The sequence below is a fragment of the Mesorhizobium sp. M0830 genome (assembly GCF_040319965.1).
Lineage (GTDB): Bacteria > Pseudomonadota > Alphaproteobacteria > Rhizobiales > Rhizobiaceae > Mesorhizobium.
This window is the reverse complement of record NZ_JAMYOR010000042.1, coordinates 39829-57221: the sequence shown is the minus strand read 5'-3', so window position 1 is coordinate 57221 and position 17393 is coordinate 39829. Positions and strand designations below refer to the sequence as shown.

The window sequence follows — 17393 nt, the reverse complement described above, 5'->3', positions numbered from 1 at the left end:
ACAGCAGCGACACCGACGCGTCGAAATAGGCGTGATCGCCATGGTTGATCGTCTCGTAGAGGCTCATTGCGTAAGCGAGCGAGACGCCGACCGCGATCGGCACGTCCATGTTCATGCGGCCGTGGCGCAACGCATTCCAGGCCGAGCGGAAGAAGATGCCGCCGGCGAAGGCGAGTGCGGGGATGGCAATCAGCGCTGAGACCCAGTGGAACAGGTCGCGTGTCGCGCCTTCGGCACCGGACCAGACCGAGACCGAAAGCAGCATGATGTTACCCGCCGCGAAGCCCGCAACAGCGACGGCGCGGATAAGCTCCGAGAGCGTCTTGTCCTTTGCATCGATCTCGGTCTCGAACAGGTGAGCTTGATAACCTAGCCTCTCAAGCACGGTGACGAACGGTGGAACCTCGTCCCCACGCCACCGGACCGATACCCGCTTCGTTGACAGGTTGACGCGAGCGGCCTCGACGTGATCGAGGTTCCCCAACGCCGTCTCTATGGTCTGGATGCAGGAGCCGCAGTGAACAGTCGGTACGGAAAGGTCGGTCTGACGAAGATCATCGCCAAGCGATCGGCTCGCCAGCCTGATTTCCTGGCTGGATGGCAGGACCGAGGTGGCGCCGACCAGATCCAGCGCCATTTCGGCGCCCGGCGCACAGCAGCTCATTTCAGCGCTCCATGGGAAATCATGATCCTGCGCACGTCGCGATAAGGTTCCTTCAGGCCGGCATCGGCGTCGACTTCGACGATCCAGACACCGTCCTTCGGCGTGTGCAGGGCGGCGAATTCCTGACCCGGGGCGAGGGCGAGCTTGATGGCCTCATCCTCCTTCTCGTAAGCGGGATGGCGAAACAGCACCTTGACGCCATGCAAGGGAACCGGCTTGCCGGCGGCGTCGGTGAGGCTGTAGCGGACTTCGCCCCATGCGATGGTCAGCTTGCCGGTCCAGCCGAGGGCTGCCTGCGCGCGTCCTTCCTCGGCCTTCCTGTTGAATTCCTGGCTCGCCACATAGGTGTTTTCGACGACCAAGCCGGTCCAGCTCGTGTTGGCAAGCGTCGCCATCGTCAGATTGACCGCGATGACCACCCCGAAGAAGGCAAGGATAATCGCCAACATGTGCCTGCCGGTGAATTCGCGGGATCTTCGCGTGGTGGCGTTCATCTGGCGATCTCCGGCACGTTGAAGGTGGCGGTGTATTCGTTCGACTCGAAACTCGCTTTGTCTTCGACCTGAAGAGTGAAGGTCTGCGCTTCGCCATGGATATGCTCGGCAGGCAGGCGCACAAAAACCTTCAACACCTTGAGCCGGTCGGGTTCGACCTGGATCGCAAAAGAGCGACCGGCGGGGAGGTCGACACCGACGATGCTCATCTCTGCGCCTGGCAAGCCTGCTATGGTGACGATGACCGTTCTTGGCTCGGGGATCATGTTCAGCAGCTTGACGGTATAGCCATTGCGGATGGAGCCGTCGGACAGCGTCACGAATTGCGGATTGCGATCGTGCAGGACATTGATCTCGAGCCGGTCGCGCGTCAGCAGCGAATAGAGCAGGCCCAGGCCAATCAACGACCACATGGCCATGTACACGTAGGTCCGCGGGCGAAAGATCTTGCGGATATGGAAATGAGCCACCCTGTCTGAAAACAGGCCGTTGTCTGTTCTGACCAGCGACGGATTGACCGAACCGGAGGCGCCCGCAGTCGCCAGCATCATGTTGGCGTTGTAGTCGGAGAGGGTCGCGTAGGAGATCAAGCCGCGCTCCTTGCCGAGCTTGTCCATGACGCCGTCGCAGGCGTCGATGCAGAGCGCGCAGGTGATGCATTCGAGCTGCTGGCCATCGCGAATGTCGATCCCCATTGGGCAGACAGCGACGCAGGCATTGCAGTCGACGCAATCCCCGACCGGCTGTCCGGCGGCCTGGACCTTCTTGGCATGACGCGTGCGCGGTTCGCCGCGCCAGTCATTGTAGGTGACGGTGAGCGAACTTTCGTCGAGCATGGCTGCCTGGATGCGCGGCCACGGGCACATATACGTGCAGACCTGCTCGCGCATCAGCCCGCCGAACGTGTAGGTCGTCGCCGTCAGCACGGCGACGGTGATGTAGGCGACAGGAGCCGCCGTGCCAGTGAAGAGTTCGCCGAGCAGGGTCGGCGCATCGGCGAAATAGAAGATCCAGGCGCCGCCGGTCGCCGCACCTATGATCAGCCAGATGGCGTGTTTCGATACCCGCAGTGCGAGCTTGCGGGGGCTCCAGGAAGCGGCATCGAGCTTGATGCGTGCATTCCGATCGCCCTCGATGGCCCGCTCGACCACCAGAAACAGATCGACCCATACTGTCTGCGGGCATGCGTAGCCGCACCAGGCACGACCGACAGTCGACGTGATCAGGAAAAGACCGACGCCAGCCATGACCAGAAGGCCTGCCACATAGTAGAATTCTTGCGGCCATATCTCGATGAAGAAGAAGTAGAAACGCCTGTTGGCGACATCGAGCAGCACTGCCTGGTCGGGGGCAAACGGGCCACGGTCCCAGCGCAGCCACGGCGTTAGATAATAAATACCAAGCGTGACCGCCATCACCAGCCATTTGAACTGGCGAAAATTCCCCGTGGCCCGCTTCGGAAATATCTTCTTGCGCGCGGCATACATCGGCTGTCGCACTTTGGCGGAGTTGACCGCCTCCGCTTCGAGCCGTTCTACCTGCGTATTGTCCAGCACTGGTTTCTCCCGTCGCGCGGCTCGTGATTTCGCCGGGCAACTGTCCTGACTGGGCGCAGGCAGATGCGCGAAATACATCATCGACCGTATTGTGCCGCCCACCGGATTGCGCCGCGTTGATGCAGGTCAATCGCCGGGGCAGACGAAAACAAATCGAAGCCCGGCAGAGCCGGGCCTCGTCGCTTGGGCGGTGAGGGCCGGAGAATAGCCCCCCGTTCCTATTCTCCACCGCCGAGCGAATGCACGTAGACCGCCAGTTCCTTGACCCTCGTTTCGCCCAGGCGCGCGCCCCAGGCCGGCATCACGCCTTGTTTCGGCGCTGTGACCTGGGCGGCGATGGCCGCTTCGCCCGATCCGTAGAGCCAGATGGCATCGGTCAGATCCGGGGCGCCGAGCTCCTTGTTGCCCTTTGCATTGTCACCGTGACAGGCCACGCAGTTTTCCGCAAAAACCTTGGCGCCAGGCGCCAACATCGATTGATCGCCAACGGTTTCGGACAGGCTGGCCACATAGGCGCTGACCTGTTTGATCTGGTCGGCGGTGATGATGTCGCCAAAGGCCGGCATTTCTGAAAGGCGCGTATCCGGATCGGAAACGAAGCGGATGCCATGCGTGACCGTCTGTTGGATCTGATCCGTCTTGCCGCCCCACAGCCAGTCGTCGTCATTGAGGTTGGGGAAGCCCTTGGAGCCCTGGGCGCCGGAACCATGGCACTGGACGCAATTGACCTTGAACGCGGCTCCACCCGCTGCGACGGCGAATTCGCGGAGCGTATCGTCTGCCGCGATCTCCGAAACACTCTTCGATTGTATCGCGGCGACATATTTTCCCTTCGCCGCTTCAGCCGCCGACAGCTCGTTCTTGACTTCGTTGCGGCTCGAATAGCCGAGAACGCCCTTTGTTGCCGAATGCAGCAAAGGCCATGCCGGATAGGCGACGGTGTATCCAATCGCCCAGACAATCGTGATGTAGAACGTTATCACCCACCAGCGCGGAAGCGGGTTGTTCAACTCACGGATGCCATCCCATTCGTGGCCGGTGGTCGAAACGCCAGAGATTTCATCGATGTGCTCGTCGCTCATGATCACTCGTCCTCAAGGGGAATCCGGGCAGCTTCGTCGGCAAGCTTGCGGCTGCCGGGGCGTAGGGCAAAGGCGATCGCGCCGACAAAGAAAAGGGCCATGGCGACCAGCCCCCAGCTGTCGGCGAACTCTCGCATCAAATTGTAATCCATGGATAAAACTCCTCAGCGGTAGCCGGCGGCTTCGTCATAATTCTTGAAATCGACCAGCGTGCCGAGCATCTGCAGGTAGGCGACCAGCGCGTCCATCTCCGTCACCTGTTGCGGGTTGCCGTCGAAGTCGCCGATCTTGGCCTTTGGGTAGCGGGCCTCGAGGCCGGAGGTGTCGGCGTTGGGATCGGACTGCGCCATCAAATCGGCGTTCGCGTGTGCGACCATGTCATCGTTGTAGGGGACGCCTACACGCCTGTTGGCAACCAGGTGCGTCGAGAAGTCCTTCACCTCGATCGGCGTGTCTTTCAGGAACGCATAGCTCGGCATGATCGATTCAGGCACCACGGAACGAGGGTCCGTGAGGTGCTCGACATGCCAAAGATTGGAGTAGCGGTCGCCAACCCGGGCAAGGTCCGGGCCGGTACGCTTCGATCCCCACTGGAAGGGATGGTCATACATCGACTCGGCCGCCAGGCTGTAATGCCCATAGCGCTCGACCTCGTCACGGAACGGGCGGATCATCTGGCTATGGCACAGATAACATCCCTCACGCACATAGATGTTGCGCCCAACGAGCTCGAGCGGCGAATAGGGCCGCATGCCTTCGACCTTCTCGATCGTATTGTCGAGGTAGAAGAGAGGTGCGATCTCGACGATGCCACCCACGGTGACGACGAGAAGTGAACCTACGAGTAGAAGCGTGGCGTTCTTCTCGATCAGCGCGTGTTTGTCCATCAAGCCCATTTTCTGGCTCCTTATTCGGCAGGCTGAAGGGCGGGAACGGAGCCGGGCATCGGCTCTTCCTCGCGCTGGTATCCAAGGATGGTCATGGCGATGTTCCAGGCCATGATCAGGGCGCCGGAGAGGTACATGGCTCCGCCGATTGCGCGCATCACATAGTAGGGGTGCATGGCGGCGACCGTTTCGGCGAAGGAGTAGACCAGGAAGCCCTGCTCGTCGTATTCGCGCCACATCAGGCCCTGCATGATGCCGGACACCCACATGACCGAGGCGTAGACGACGATCCCGAGGGTCGCCAGCCAGAAGTGCCAGGTGACCAGCCGCAGCGAATAGAGACGGTTACGGTTCCAGAGCTTCGGCACCATATAATAGAGCGCGCCGAACGAGATCATACCAACCCAGCCGAGTGCGCCCGAATGGACGTGTCCGATGGTCCAGTCTGTATAATGCGACAGCGAGTTGACCGCCTTGATCGACATCATCGGACCTTCGAAGGTCGACATTCCGTAGAAGGCAATGGCCATAACCATCATGCGGATGATCGGATCGGTGCGGAGCTTGTCCCAGGCGCCCGACAGCGTCATCAGGCCGTTGATCATGCCGCCCCATGACGGCATCCACAGCATGATCGAAAACACCATGCCGAGCGTCTGCGCCCAATCGGGCAGGGCGGTGTAGTGCAGGTGATGCGGTCCGGCCCAGATGTAGAGAAAAATGATCGCCCAGAAATGAACGATCGACAGGCGGTAGGAATAGACCGGCCTGTTTGCCTGCTTGGGTACGAAATAATACATCATGCCGAGGAAGCCGGCGGTCAGGAAGAAGCCAACGGCATTGTGGCCGTACCACCATTGGGTCAGGGCGTCCTGGACACCGGAAAAGGCGGAGTAGCTCTTGGAACCTAGGAATGAGGCCGGCATCGACAGGTTGTTGACCACATGCAGCATCGCGATGGTGACGATGAAGGAGAGGTAAAACCAGTTGGCGACATAGATATGCGGCTCCTTACGTTTCAGGATCGTGCCGAGGAACAGGATGAGATAGGCGACCCAGACGATGGTCAGCCAGATATCCACATACCATTCGGGCTCGGCGTATTCGCGGCTCTCTGTGATGCCGAGCAGGTAGCCGGTCGCGGCCATAACGATGAAGAGCTGGTAGCCCCAAAACACGAACCAACCGAGATCGCCGCCGAATAACCGGGCGCGGCAGGTGCGCTGGACGACATAGAGGGACGTGCAGAGCAGCGCATTGCCGCCGAAGGCGAAGACGACGCCCGACGTGTGCAATGGCCGCAGGCGGCCGAAGTTGAACCAGGGCTGAATGTTGAGATCGGGGTAGGCAAGCTGCAACGCAATGACGACGCCGACCAGCATCCCGACGACACCCCAGAACATGGTGGCGATGGCGCCATAGCGGATTGGCCCATCCATATAGGCGGACGGGTCGATCGGAGCGGCGACCTTGAAATTCGTGTTGCGGATGAGGATGGCGACAAAGCCGAGCAGCACAAAAAACAGCACCCACATATGCTGCCGGAATGGCTCGTCCGCACCGAACCCGGCTGCCACAAGAGCCCCGAATGTGAACAGGCCCAAAGCGAAGATTTGCGTGCCGAACTTCATGACCTGTCCCCGACCTCCGATACCGATGCGCGGACGCCAATCCGCTTGACACCAATTCAGCAGTCGCGTTGTCGCCGCCTTGATCCAAGTCAAAGCCATTTGTTTTTGGATTGGGCAGCGTTGCTCGCGCAAACGATCAGGAGACAGTTTTTGAACAGGGAGAGGGAGCCGGGATCGACACTGTTCGAGACGAGCCGCGACGGCTCGATACTGACAGTTCGATCTGACAGAGAAGCGGTCCCGGCGACGCTGATGAAACGTGCGCATCAGGAAAAGCTGCAGCTCTGCGATGCCTTGGAAAGAATAGCCGACACCCTGCCCAGGGTCGACTGCCTGTCATGTCTGGCTGCAGCCAATGCGATCGTTCCGCTATTGCGCAACGTTCACCAATACGAAGAGACGGTCATCTTTCCGGTCTACGAGGCTGCTTCGACCAGCAGCGATGCCAACCGTGCTTCAATTCGTCGATTGCGTGCCGAACATGTCGAGGACGAATGCTTTGCCGGCGAGGTGACTGAAATCCTGCTGGCCATCGGCCATGGCGAGACAGTCGAGAATGCCGAGGCTATCGGCTTCATGTTGCGTGGCTTCTTCGAAGGCTTGCGCCGGCATATCGCCTTCGAACGCGAGCACGTCCTGCCGCTGATCGGGGTCGTCGATGCCGGTTAGGCGCCGGAGCGGCGTTCCAGCCGGCTCATGTTCTCCACAGTCACGTGCCGGTTGTTGTCGATCCGAATTACGCTGTCTGTTCGCAGCCTGGTCAGTTGGCGGCTGACCGTCTCGATCGTCAAGCCGAGGAAATCGGCGATGTCGGCGCGTGTCAGCGGCAGGTCAAAGCTTGTCGACTCGGCCGCTGCGTCAACTGCGGGATCGATATTTCTGGCGATCATCAGGAGAAAGCTCGCCACCTTTTCCGAAGCACTCTTGCGCCCCAGCGTCACCATCCAGTCGCGTGCTTCGTCCAGTTCGTTGAGCGTCTGCTTGAAGAGACGATGCTCAAGCTCTGGCGATTCCTTCATCATGCGCTCGATGGCGGCCTTTGGAAAAGAACACAAGGAAACGGTGGTTGCGGCCTCGGCGTTGATCGCACTTTCCGTCTTGAAGGGCCTGCCCAGGAAATCGGGGGCGAACTGCAGGCCAACAATCTGCTGGCGTCCATCCGAAAGGCTCTTGGTGAGCTTCACCACGCCGGAAAGCACATTGGAATAGCAGTCGACGGTCTCTGCATCACCGATCAACTCCATGCCCGGTTTGACCTGTTGTTTGGACGAGGTCTTGGCGAGCCCCACCAATTGCTCGGGATCGAGTGCGCCGCAAACGCCGCGATGCCGTGCCTCGCACGACTGGCAAAGCACTGGGATGCCGGCACTGTGAACGTCCTGGCGCACCGTCATCTTGATCGTCCAATGGGTTCCATATGCCGACAACGTAGCATCGGCGGAGAAAAAAGCCTTGCGGCAGTTTGTCTGCAGGGGGCTTTGACCGAAATCAAGGCCGCCGGCGACCAGTGTGACCAGTGTCGCGCCATGCAAAGAGGATCGGATAGCGACATGCGGCCAGAACTAGTTGCCAGGCTCGGTGAGAACGTTCCGCGCTATACCAGCTACCCGACCGCGCCGCATTTTCATTCAGGTATCGATGCCGCCGTTTGTCGTGGCTGGATGCAGGCACTCGACAGCGGTGACGAGATCTCGCTCTATCTGCACATTCCCTACTGCGATAAGCTTTGCTGGTTCTGTGCCTGCCATACGAAGCAGACCCGCCACTACGAACCAGTGAGGATCTATCTTCGCTCATTGCATGCCGAGATCGCCACAGTCGCCAGTCTTGTCGCAGGCAAAGGTCGCGTGCGGGCAGTTCATTTCGGCGGTGGCTCGCCGACGATGCTCAAGCCAGACGACATGGTGGCGCTGGCAACCGTCTTGCGTAACAGCTTCGATTTTCTTCCCGACGCCAAGATCAGCGTCGAAATCGAACCCAATGACATGGACGAAGCACGCCTCGATGCGCTCGCCGAAATAGGCATGACGCGAGCGAGTCTCGGCGTGCAGGATTTCGAACCGAAAGTGCAGAAAGCGATCAACCGCGAGCAAAGCTTCCTGCAGACCAAGGCGGTCGTCGACGGCGTTCGTTCGCGCGGCGTCGAATCGGTCAATCTGGACCTGCTTTACGGGTTGCCGCATCAGACCAGGGAGAGTGTCTGTTCCACCGTGGCGCAGGCGCTGACTCTGGAACCGGACAGAATGGCACTCTTCGGCTACGCGCATGTGCCCTGGTTCAAGAAACACCAAACGATGATCGACGAGGCGTGGCTGCCCGGTCCCGCGGAGCGGTTTGCTCAATCGCAGCTGGCGGCACGGGTGATCGTGGACCGGGGATACGAAGCAATCGGCCTCGACCATTTCGCCAAACCGGGCGATGCCCTGGCGCTTGCAGCCCGCGCAGGAACTCTGCGCCGGAACTTTCAGGGCTACACGGAGGATCGCTGCGAAACATTGATCGGGCTCGGGCCGTCATCAATCAGCCAGTTTCGGCAGGGCTATGCACAGAACATGCCTTCGACCAGCGAATATGCACGCATGGTTGAAGCGGGAGGGCTGTCCGCTGTGCGGGGTATCGAGCTTTCCGACGACGACCGCGTACGCGGCTGGGTAATCGAGCGGCTGATGTGTGACTTCGCCTTCTCGGCGATCGAGTTGGTTGAGCGCTTCGGCCAAGCCGGCCAAAGCCTTCTCAGCAAGGCAAGTACAACAGCCCTCCATGATCCTGCGCGGTTGCTCGAGCTTGATGGCGACAGTTTCGTCGTGCCGGCGGAAAGTCGCCCCTTTGTCAGAAGCATCGCGGCGAAGTTCGATAAATATTTCGAAGCCGGCAAAGCCAAGCATTCGGCCGCAGTCTGAATTATCGCCTTGGGTCAGAAATGCTCGCCGGCCTTGAACGGACCGATGCGGGTGCCTGCCGCAATAAGATAGGCGGTCGACCAGCCGATAAGCAGGAATCCGTTCACGCCCTCGAGCGCCGCCAGGACACGCCACTCGTGAGCGGGCACGATGTCGCCATAACCGACGGTCGAAAAGGTAATGGTCGAAAAATACAGTGCGGTTTCGAAATCGGCGAAGATATCAAGCAGCCTGTATAACCCCGCCCAGAGCCAGACCTCCGCGGTCATGACGGCAAAGAGCCCCATCACCACGCTGATCATTGCGACGATACGGCTGCGGCGTCCGTGCATACGAAATCTGGCGACCAGGTGCCCCATCGCATGGGTAACGGCCATCAGGCCAAAAGTGTGAACCAGGACCGTCAGGCTTATGACGATCGTGCCGACGAAGAGATTGAGAGCCATGCAAGGAAATTACGAATTCCGAGGACAATTTCCTTGCGCAAAATCAAACCCGGCACTGGCCTTTGAAGTGCCGGCCCTGTTTCGCCAAAACCAGCCTATTGGCTGCCGTCGGTCGCGGCGGGGGTGAGGCGAAAGAACATCGCGAGCTTCAAGCTTGTCGCTATCCGTTCGGCGCGATCGACAAACACCGCCGCCGTTTCGGGGGCAAAGAGGTCGGCTGCCGTCCGGCCGAACAGGGCCAGCCAGATCTCGAAGTCGGCCTCGGTAACATCCTTGAGCTTGAGGTGCGCCGGCACCGGCCGTCCGTGATAGTCGCCGCTTTTCAGGATGACCGAACTCCAGAAGTCCGTCATTTTCTCCAGGTGGGGCTCCCAGTCGCCGGTGATCTCGCGTGCGAAAATCGGCCCGAGCCGCTCGTTGCTCCTGATCTTGGCATAGAACTCGCGGACTAGTTTTCCAATTGACCCCCGATCGACGCCAGCATGGTCCAAAGGCTGTTCCGCGACGGGGCGCGCCCGATCTGTCAAAGCTGATTTCGATGTCATCATGACTCTTGTCTATGTTGTCAGGATAATCCGAGGCGCCGAAGGGTAGCTTGCACAAGACTGGGCCGATCGCGGACCAGCCGGAAACCCAGATTGTCGGGCGGGGTTCCAACCGCGCAGCCGCCGCTCTTGCCGTCGCGGATGAAGTTCGACATGTAAGTGCGGTGGAAGCCTTCCACAACATGCACTCCGCAATTGTCTATCGAACTCACAACGCCCACGCCGTCGCTGGCCATGGTTGCATGGATGTAGCAAGTCGACGTCCATTCCCAGATGTTGCCGGCAACGTCCGCCACTCCCTTGGAGTTGATACCAAAGTCCCCCTGGACCCTTGGTTCAGGATCCGGCTTGCGTCCGAGCGCCGTTTCGATGCGGTATTGAGCGAGCCAGCGCAGCGCCGGGTTGTTCGGGTCGCTTTCATCACTCTCTATGTCGCCCCGGAACCGTTCGCCGGCGGCATACGCCCACTCGACGTCCGTCGGCAGCCGCCATGTCTCGCCCGTGCGGGCTGAAAGCCACGTCGCATAGGCTTCGGCATCGATGTGGCTGACGCCTGTGACCGGAACGTTGCCGATCTTGCGCGGGTCGGCCGGCTTGCAGGCGCCGTCCGCCACGCAGTGCTCATACTCGGACAGGCTCACCTGGTATTTCATGATCTCCAGTGGAGCATTGATGGATTCCAGCGCGACAGGCGCCGCGACGGGGTGGTTCTTCTTGAGGAATTCGCCCGGCTGTGGGTGATCGAAACTGCCGGGCCCGAGGACCACCACGTCGCTCATGGCTACCGGTGGCGGGACCTCGAAGGAATTGTCGAGCGCATGATTCATGCCTAGGCCTATCAGCGCGGCAGCTCCAATTGTTCCGAAGGTGAAGACAGGATCGAAGGACATGGCATCAAGTCCGCCGCGAGTGGAACCCTTCGGCTTTGCCGAAGGGTTTCCACCGAGGATCGGATCTCCGTCTACGAGGCAATTGCCTTGGGCGCTTCGACCTGCATCATCAGATCGTCGTCCCACGTTCCTTCGACCGTGAAGTGCGCGGTCGCCCCGAGTTCGACTGCCTCGATCAGATTGTGGTTTACATAGGCATAGATGCCCGGCTGCAGGAAGGTGTAGAGTGCCGAACCTGCCGACCCGCCACGGATGAACCATGTTTCCAGATCCTTGGACGGCGGGTTCGCGAATTTGCCCTGTTCCCAGACATAGTCGCCATGACCGCCGATCAGGTGCGGTCGGGTATCGCGATTGGCTTGGGAATGGACGATCAGAACGGTTTCGCCGACCTTGGCCTTCATGGCGTTCGCGCCGGTCAGCGATCCTGCCTTGCCGTTGAACACGACATGGGTCGGGATCAGCCCGCGCATGACCTTGACGGTGTCGTCGTAATTGTCGCCGGCCGAGTCGTACTTCTTGAATTTTCCCTGCTCGTCGCGCGGGATGTAGAAGTCGTTTTCGCCGATGTAGTAGATGTGGTCATAGCGGATAGGCTCGCCCTTGTCGTTCTTGAGGCCGTCCCGAGGCAATATCATCACCGCACCGCTCATCCCCGACACGACGTGCCACGGGATCATCGCGCCGCCGGGCGCGCAATGGTAGACGAACGTGCCGGTGCGGGTGGCCTTGAAGCGCAGCGTGACCTGCTCGCCGGGATTGATCAGCGTCAGCCCGCCGCCGCCGAGAGCGCCGGTAGCTGCGTGAAAGTCGATGTTGTGGGCAAGCGTGTTCGTGTCGGGATTGATTAGCGTGAGCTCGATATAGTCGTCTTGATGCACAACCATCAGAGGGCCGGGAATTGAGCCATTATAGGTCATGGCATTGAGCTGCGTTCCATCGGCATCGATGACGATCGGCTTTTCTTCGATCGTCATGGTGAATTCGACGACTTTTGGACCACCCTTGGCCACCTGCTCGTGAGCGTGGACAAATGGCGGCGCCACCAGGGTGACCTTTTCGCGCGGCAATCCCGCGACTTCCTTCGAGCTCGCCACTGCCGGCATTGCGACAACGGCCGCGGCAGCGGCGGCGGTAAGGACAGATCCTAACAAAGCTTCGCGTCTCGTGAGCATTTCCATCTCCTTGGCTATCGCTACTTGATGGGCTCAGAATAAACTGCGTACTGGCCAAGTCTTTGCGTTAGCGCAAATCCAATGTCTTTCGCAGGTTTCTAGTTTGGAGACGCTGTGCGGCGAAGCGACGCCGCGGCGCGCAGTGCCAAATAAAACAGGCCGGACAGACCGCTCCCCGGTCCGTCCGGCCTCTGCTCCGGAACATTGCGAACCGGAGCGGCATCCATGAAGACCAGGTCAGTTAGCAGTGACCTTGGTTGCTTCGGCGAACAGGTCGGCGAATACAGGTTTGGCTTTTCCGATCTGCTTCACGGCTTCCGCCGCCTCAAGATTGACGGGCTTGCCGACGACGATCAGCGCAACCATGCCCATGCCGTAGTGCGGAGCGCATTTGACACCGTAGACCCCTTCCTTGGTAAGGGTGACCGTTATTTCCTCACTGGCTTTCCCCTTGAACGCTTCAGCACCGTCCGGGATCATTCCCTTAATGATCTCGGCATTGTGGGACTTGTCGGTCGGCACGAACTTGATCGTGTCTCCAGGCACCGCCCGGATAAAGGCAGGCTGGAACACCATCGAGCCTTTCTCTCCCTTGTTCAGCATTTGCACCACGTGTTCTTCGGCATTTGCGGAGCCGGCTATGGTAAGGAGGGCGATGGCCGCGGCAATCAGAGGCAGTTTCATAAGGGAAGTCCTTTCTTGAGTTCGTCACGGTATCGACCGTGCCCCTTTCTAAGCCGCCGGACGATCTGGCGATTTGCGCTGGCGCAAACTCTTGAGCAAAAAAAAACTGCGCTTGGGTTCCCATGCGGCGTCGCGCATGCACGTCACAATGCACGTGCCCCTTGCCGCCCGCCTGTCGCCATGGGAACACTCTCGATCAGACCGGTTGGGTGCCTGATAGTCGGATTCGGGAGGGGACAGAGTTGGCTAACCTCGATCGCTCGCTGATTGCCGGGCTTTCTGCCTTTGAGGGCGTGGCCGTCACGGATCTCGACCGCATAGTCGGACAGGCCAGATCGCTCCGGATTGCCAAGGACCAACCTGTATTCGAGCAGGAGCAGGAAGCACATTCCTTTTTCCTGCTGCTCGACGGACATGTGCGCGTCGTGAGATCGATGCCTGACGGCCAGGAGGTTATTGTGCGCTACATCAGTCCGGGTGAGTTGATGGGTATCGCCCACGCGCTGGGCCGCACCACCTATCCGGCAAATGCGATCGCTGCCGTCGACTGCGTGGCTCTTGCCTGGCCAAGCCAGCTATGGCCGACATTCGCAATGGATTTCCCGAGCTTCAGCGCTAACACTTACAAGACCGTCGGCAGCAGGTTGCAGGACGCCCATACCCGGGTCATCGAGATGTCGACCGAGCAGGTGGATCAGCGCGTCGCCCATGCCCTGCTCAAGCTGGTCAAGCAGACGGGCAGGAAGACCGAGGAAGGGATTCTGATCGACTTCCCGATCTCACGCCAGGACATAGCCGAGATGACGGGAACGACGCTCCATACGGTGAGCCGGCTGCTCTCGGCATGGGAGGAGCAGGGATTGGTCAAAAGCGGGCGCCAGAAGGTGACCGTGGTCGAACCTCACCGGCTCCTGCTGATCGCCGAAGGCCGCATAGAGAAAAGCTAGCCTCAGTCGGTGTTTTCGATCGCGGTCTGCAAATCGCTGCTGAGTTGTTCCTCGTTCAGATGATGCTCCCGTGCCGCGTCGGAAACGGTGTGGAATGAGGCGATCGGGCAGCCGACGCAAAGCATGCCGTGCTGGAGCACGACGCGGATGGCCGCTGGAAAATCGTGCATTATTTCGTCCATCGTCGCGTCGTCGGTGAGTTTGCGTTTCATGACGCTTTGCCCGCGTTTGCAAGCGGACATGTTGCGTCGGCTTTGCGAGATGCTCGTTGCGCCAGGACAAACAGCAAGCAGCCCGATGCACAATCACATCGGAACGGCGCAGATAGTCGACCGCGTCAGGAACCGCTTTCCCCGTCCATTGTCGAGCGAGAACATGCCGCCGTGACCAGGCACAATGTCGATGAAGAGATCGGTATGCTTCCACGCCGCGAATTGCGGAGCGCCGATATAGAAGGCGCATTGCCGATCTCGCCGAGCAGCACATCCTGGTCGCCGACGATGAACCCCGCACGCGGATAGCACATGGGCGAAGAGCCATCACAGCAGCCGCCGGATTGATGAAACAGCACCGGGCCGTGCTCGGCGACGATTTCGGCGATCAGTTCAAGGGCCGCCGGTGTCCCGGTGACCTTCGCTCGCATGGTGATTTCCGATTTCCTTTGGCGCGGCCCGTCACGGAGCCGCGCCAGTGAGTCAAAGCGCCGATCAGAAGAAGCCGAGCTTTTTCGGGCTGTAGCTAACCAGCATGTTCTTGGTCTGTTGGTAGTGATCGAGCATCATCTTGTGCGTCTCGCGGCCGATGCCGGACTGCTTGTAGCCGCCAAAGGCCGCATGCGCGGGATAGGCGTGGTAGCAGTTGGTCCAGACCCGGCCGGCCTGGATCGCGCGGCCGAACCGGTAGGCGCGGTTACTGTCACGGGTCCAGACACCGGCGCCGAGGCCGTAGAGCGTGTCGTTGGCAATTGCCAGCGCTTCGTCGTCATCCTTGAAGGTGGTGACCGAAACCACGGGCCCGAAGATCTCTTCCTGGAAGATGCGCATCTTGTTGTGACCCTTGAACACCGTCGGCTTGACGTAGTAGCCGCCGGCCAGATCACCAGGCAGAACGTTGCGCTCGCCGCCGGTCAGTAGTTCGGCGCCTTCCTGGCGGCCGATGTCGATGTAGGACAGGATCTTTTCCAACTGCTCGGACGAGGCCTGGGCACCGATCATTGTTACCGGATCGAGCGGATCGCCCTGCACGATCGCCTCGACGCGCTTGAGGGCACGTTCCATGAAGATATCGTAGATCGATTCATGAATGAGCGCGCGGCTTGGGCAGGTGCAGACTTCGCCCTGGTTCAGCGCGAACATGACGAAGCCTTCGATCGCCTTGTCGAAGAAGTCGTCATCTTCGGCGACAACGTCCTTGAAGAAGATATTGGGCGACTTCCCACCCAGTTCGAGTGTGACGGGGATCAGGTTCTGGCTGGCATATTGCATGATCAGCCGGCCCGTCGTGGTCTCGCCGGTAAAGGCGATCTTGGCAATGCGCGGCGAGGACGCGAGCGGCTTGCCGGCCTCAAGGCCGAAGCCGATGACGATGTTGAGCACGCCCGGCGGCAGCAGATCGCCGATAAGATCGGCCCACAGCAAGATGGCGGCCGGTGTCTGTTCGGCAGGCTTCAGGACCACGCAGTTTCCGGCGGCAAGTGCAGGAGCAAGCTTCCAGCACGCCATCAGCAGCGGGAAGTTCCAGGGGATGATCTGGCCGACCACGCCGAGCGGCTCGTGGAAATGATAGGCGACGGTGTCATCGTCGATTTGCGAAAGGCTGCCTTCCTGTCCGCGCACGGCGCCGGCGAAATAGCGGAAATGATCAATGGCGAGCGGCAGGTCGGCGGCAGTCGTTTCGCGGATCGGCTTGCCGTTGTCCCAGGTTTCGGCGCATGCGAGGAGATCGAGGTTCTCTTCCATACGGTCGGCGATGCGGTTGAGGATAAGCGAGCGCTCTGCCACGCTGGTGCGCCCCCAGGCGTCCTTGGCGGCATGGGCCGCGTCCAGGGCCGCCTCGATGTCGTGGGCATCTGATCGCGCCACCTCGCACAGCAGCTGACCGTTCACCGGTGAGAAGTTCTCGAAGTAGCGGCCGGAGTGCGGCTCGGCCCATTTGCCGCCGATGAAATTGCCGTAGCGCTTGTCGAAGGGCGCCTTTACCGGACGTGAAAATTCAACCTTGTTCATGTGTCTTCCTCCCGAAGCTGACGTCGCGGGTTGCGACGCTTGGAAAGAGACTTGCGATCTCCCACCGCCATTGTCACTGCGTCGGGGACGGTGGGCGGACGGGATGTGTCGCAGAATTGCGACACTCACGCGAGGATTCGAATGGTCAGTGAGACCTGTGGACGTCCAGGCGGTTGAGCTTGCGGTGAAACGTCGCGCGGCTGATGCCGAGCGCCTGGGCCGCGGCCGAGACATTTCCGTCCGCCCGCGCCAGCGCACGCTGCAGGACGCCACGCTCCGCCTCGGCGAGGACTTCGGGGCCGTTCTCGGCCCAGCCGAGCAGATCGGCTGCGGGCATCGGCTTGTCGAAACACCGTTGCGTAATTCCAATCGCGAGGCGAGCCGAACGTGTCGCACCGACCACGAGGCCGTCCGCGTCAACGGCGATCAACGCGCCGGAACCCTTGTCGGGCACCGGCGCCAGAACGATTCGTGCCTTGGGGAATGCCATCTTGAAGGTCTCCGCCTCGATCCGACGCGCGGCATCGACCACGGCCATCGAAATAAGATTGGCAAAGGCTTCAGTGAGGTCGGCCCGGCAGGAGGACACGTCAAGCGCGGCTGCAAGCTCTCCCTGGTGATCGTAGATTGGGGCGGTGCAGCAACTCAGCCCGGTGTTGCGCGTATGAAAATGTTGGTCGCGGTGGATCGTTAGCGCGCGCTGTTCAACCAGGCAGGTGCCGATACCATTGGTGCCCTGGCTTTCCTCGTTCCAGACGGAACCAGTCCACAGACCCCAGGAATGAAACGTCTCGTCATCCACGGGCGCGCCGCGCCGTTCGACGGGAACGCCGTCGCGATGGGCGAGCAGGACGCAGCATCCAACGCCGCCCACTGCGAGATAGAGCCGGTCCAGGCTTGATTGAGCAGCCCGGACGAGTGGCTCGATGTGTTGCCGGACCTCTCCCAATTCCGCCTCTGTCAGATAGCGTGGCGGGCTGCAATCGGTCGGATTGAGCCGATGCAAGCTGGAAGACCGTCGCCAGGAGGCCACCAGCGCGGACTTCGCCGCCGTGTCGGACGCGATCGCGGCCTGAATGCGGTCGGCATGATGACCGGATAGATCCTCGCCCATGCTTATCCTCCCAAAACCCCGACTGCTCCGTCACATCCCAAACCAGTGTCGCGCCAGGTTCCGCTTTCAGTCAGCGCACTGTCAATTCGACGGAAGGAGCAGAAAGGGGGAAGAACATCCTTTCATGTTCTCGTGTCTGTCAGCGACATTTAG

The 17393-nt window shown here is 60.4% G+C and carries 19 protein-coding genes and 1 pseudogene; 3 read left to right on the top strand and 17 right to left on the bottom strand.

Annotated features, from left to right (window positions below; translation table 11 throughout):
* From NKI20_RS22745 to ccoN, 7 genes are all read right to left on the bottom strand, one after another.
* Positions 1-664: cation transporter (locus tag NKI20_RS22745; RefSeq protein WP_352834462.1), on the bottom strand; the 664-nt coding region annotated here is incomplete at its 3' end.
* A complete protein-coding gene (locus tag NKI20_RS22740) occupies positions 661-1158 on the bottom strand; it encodes a FixH family protein (RefSeq protein WP_352834459.1) in 498 nt (165 codons plus the stop codon). The genes NKI20_RS22740 and NKI20_RS22745, both read right to left, overlap by 4 nt.
* Positions 1155-2714 (bottom strand): cytochrome c oxidase accessory protein CcoG, encoded by a 1560-nt coding sequence (gene ccoG / locus NKI20_RS22735; RefSeq protein WP_352834456.1) that lies wholly within the window; start codon positions 2712-2714, stop codon positions 1155-1157. The genes NKI20_RS22740 and ccoG overlap by 4 nt, the downstream gene beginning before the upstream one ends.
* Positions 2715-2932: 218 nt before the next feature.
* Positions 2933-3796 (bottom strand): cytochrome-c oxidase, cbb3-type subunit III, encoded by an 864-nt coding sequence (gene ccoP, locus NKI20_RS22730; protein ID WP_352607419.1) that lies wholly within the window; start codon positions 3794-3796, stop codon positions 2933-2935.
* Positions 3797-3798: 2 nt separating this feature from the next.
* Positions 3799-3948, bottom strand: coding sequence for a CcoQ/FixQ family Cbb3-type cytochrome c oxidase assembly chaperone (locus NKI20_RS22725; protein WP_023759205.1), 150 nt, complete (start codon positions 3946-3948; stop codon positions 3799-3801).
* Between the two features lie 12 nt (positions 3949-3960).
* Entirely contained in the window at positions 3961-4692 is a 732-nt protein-coding gene (ccoO, locus tag NKI20_RS22720) for a cytochrome-c oxidase, cbb3-type subunit II (RefSeq protein ID WP_352834452.1), read from the bottom strand.
* Between the two features lie 11 nt (positions 4693-4703).
* A complete protein-coding gene (ccoN, locus tag NKI20_RS22715) occupies positions 4704-6314 on the bottom strand; it encodes a cytochrome-c oxidase, cbb3-type subunit I (protein ID WP_023759204.1) in 1611 nt (536 codons plus the stop codon).
* A 252-nt stretch (positions 6315-6566) separates the two neighbouring features.
* Here ccoN and NKI20_RS22710 point away from each other — a divergent pair, with 252 nt between their 5' ends.
* Positions 6567-6983, top strand: coding sequence for a hemerythrin domain-containing protein (locus tag NKI20_RS22710; RefSeq protein ID WP_023759203.1), 417 nt, complete (start codon positions 6567-6569; stop codon positions 6981-6983).
* Here NKI20_RS22710 and NKI20_RS22705 read toward each other — a convergent pair.
* A complete protein-coding gene (locus NKI20_RS22705; RefSeq protein ID WP_352834448.1) occupies positions 6980-7708 on the bottom strand; it encodes a Crp/Fnr family transcriptional regulator in 729 nt (242 codons plus the stop codon). The genes NKI20_RS22710 and NKI20_RS22705 overlap by 4 nt on opposite strands.
* Positions 7709-7864: 156 nt before the next feature.
* Here NKI20_RS22705 and hemN point away from each other — a divergent pair, with 156 nt between their 5' ends.
* Positions 7865-9214 (top strand): oxygen-independent coproporphyrinogen III oxidase, encoded by a 1350-nt coding sequence (gene hemN, locus NKI20_RS22700; RefSeq protein ID WP_352834476.1) that lies wholly within the window; start codon positions 7865-7867, stop codon positions 9212-9214.
* 14 nt (positions 9215-9228) lie between these two features.
* On the opposite strand, the gene NKI20_RS22695 is transcribed toward hemN, so the two are convergent.
* From NKI20_RS22695 to NKI20_RS22675, 5 genes are all read right to left on the bottom strand, one after another.
* Positions 9229-9660, bottom strand: a complete 432-nt coding sequence (locus NKI20_RS22695; RefSeq protein WP_023759200.1) for a potassium channel family protein — start codon at positions 9658-9660, stop codon at positions 9229-9231.
* Between the two features lie 95 nt (positions 9661-9755).
* Positions 9756-10205 carry a group III truncated hemoglobin gene (locus NKI20_RS22690; protein ID WP_352607409.1) on the bottom strand — a complete coding sequence of 150 codons (450 nt, stop codon included), beginning with the start codon at positions 10203-10205 and terminating at the stop codon, positions 9756-9758.
* Positions 10206-10225: 20 nt separating this feature from the next.
* Positions 10226-11032 (bottom strand): SUMF1/EgtB/PvdO family nonheme iron enzyme, encoded by an 807-nt coding sequence (locus NKI20_RS22685; RefSeq protein ID WP_352834443.1) that lies wholly within the window; start codon positions 11030-11032, stop codon positions 10226-10228.
* Positions 11033-11166: 134 nt separating this feature from the next.
* Positions 11167-12270, bottom strand: coding sequence for a copper-containing nitrite reductase (gene nirK / locus NKI20_RS22680; RefSeq protein WP_352834440.1), 1104 nt, complete (start codon positions 12268-12270; stop codon positions 11167-11169).
* A gap of 237 nt (positions 12271-12507) precedes the next feature.
* Positions 12508-12954: a pseudoazurin gene (locus tag NKI20_RS22675; RefSeq protein WP_352607403.1), complete on the bottom strand. Its 447-nt coding sequence runs from the start codon at positions 12952-12954 to the stop codon at positions 12508-12510.
* A 242-nt stretch (positions 12955-13196) separates the two neighbouring features.
* Here NKI20_RS22675 and NKI20_RS22670 point away from each other — a divergent pair, with 242 nt between their 5' ends.
* The gene (locus NKI20_RS22670; RefSeq protein WP_352607490.1) at positions 13197-13901 is read left to right on the top strand and encodes a Crp/Fnr family transcriptional regulator; all 705 of its coding nucleotides are present in this window, start codon (positions 13197-13199) and stop codon (positions 13899-13901) included.
* Between the two features lie 2 nt (positions 13902-13903).
* Here the strand turns inward: NKI20_RS22670 and NKI20_RS22665 are convergent, their stop codons facing one another.
* The 4 genes and pseudogenes from NKI20_RS22665 to NKI20_RS22650 form a co-directional block, all read right to left on the bottom strand.
* Positions 13904-14113, bottom strand: a complete 210-nt coding sequence (locus NKI20_RS22665; protein WP_352607401.1) for a DUF1858 domain-containing protein — start codon at positions 14111-14113, stop codon at positions 13904-13906.
* Between the two features lie 93 nt (positions 14114-14206).
* Positions 14207-14544: pseudogene (locus tag NKI20_RS22660) on the bottom strand (DUF779 domain-containing protein).
* Between the two features lie 64 nt (positions 14545-14608).
* The gene (adh, locus tag NKI20_RS22655) at positions 14609-16126 is read right to left on the bottom strand and encodes an aldehyde dehydrogenase (protein WP_352834435.1); all 1518 of its coding nucleotides are present in this window, start codon (positions 16124-16126) and stop codon (positions 14609-14611) included.
* Positions 16127-16271: 145 nt separating this feature from the next.
* Positions 16272-17240, bottom strand: coding sequence for a GAF domain-containing protein (locus NKI20_RS22650; protein WP_352834432.1), 969 nt, complete (start codon positions 17238-17240; stop codon positions 16272-16274).
* Positions 17241-17393 lie beyond the last annotated feature (153 nt).

Coding starts and splice junctions, on each gene's coding strand:
- NKI20_RS22740 (WP_352834459.1), bottom strand. CDS start 1,158: ATGAACGCCACCACGCGAAGATCCCGCGAATTCACCGGCAGGCACATG.
- ccoP (WP_352607419.1), bottom strand. CDS start 3,796: ATGAGCGACGAGCACATCGATGAAATCTCTGGCGTTTCGACCACCGGC.
- NKI20_RS22725 (WP_023759205.1), bottom strand. CDS start 3,948: ATGGATTACAATTTGATGCGAGAGTTCGCCGACAGCTGGGGGCTGGTC.
- ccoO (WP_352834452.1), bottom strand. CDS start 4,692: ATGGGCTTGATGGACAAACACGCGCTGATCGAGAAGAACGCCACGCTT.
- ccoN (WP_023759204.1), bottom strand. CDS start 6,314: ATGAAGTTCGGCACGCAAATCTTCGCTTTGGGCCTGTTCACATTCGGG.
- NKI20_RS22710 (WP_023759203.1), top strand. CDS start 6,567: ATGAAACGTGCGCATCAGGAAAAGCTGCAGCTCTGCGATGCCTTGGAA.
- NKI20_RS22705 (WP_352834448.1), bottom strand. CDS start 7,708: ATGACGGTGCGCCAGGACGTTCACAGTGCCGGCATCCCAGTGCTTTGC.
- hemN (WP_352834476.1), top strand. CDS start 7,865: ATGCGGCCAGAACTAGTTGCCAGGCTCGGTGAGAACGTTCCGCGCTAT.
- NKI20_RS22695 (WP_023759200.1), bottom strand. CDS start 9,660: ATGGCTCTCAATCTCTTCGTCGGCACGATCGTCATAAGCCTGACGGTC.
- NKI20_RS22690 (WP_352607409.1), bottom strand. CDS start 10,205: ATGACATCGAAATCAGCTTTGACAGATCGGGCGCGCCCCGTCGCGGAA.
- NKI20_RS22685 (WP_352834443.1), bottom strand. CDS start 11,032: ATGAATCATGCGCTCGACAATTCCTTCGAGGTCCCGCCACCGGTAGCC.
- nirK (WP_352834440.1), bottom strand. CDS start 12,270: ATGCTCACGAGACGCGAAGCTTTGTTAGGATCTGTCCTTACCGCCGCC.
- NKI20_RS22675 (WP_352607403.1), bottom strand. CDS start 12,954: ATGAAACTGCCTCTGATTGCCGCGGCCATCGCCCTCCTTACCATAGCC.
- NKI20_RS22665 (WP_352607401.1), bottom strand. CDS start 14,113: ATGAAACGCAAACTCACCGACGACGCGACGATGGACGAAATAATGCAC.
- adh (WP_352834435.1), bottom strand. CDS start 16,126: ATGAACAAGGTTGAATTTTCACGTCCGGTAAAGGCGCCCTTCGACAAG.
- NKI20_RS22650 (WP_352834432.1), bottom strand. CDS start 17,240: ATGGGCGAGGATCTATCCGGTCATCATGCCGACCGCATTCAGGCCGCG.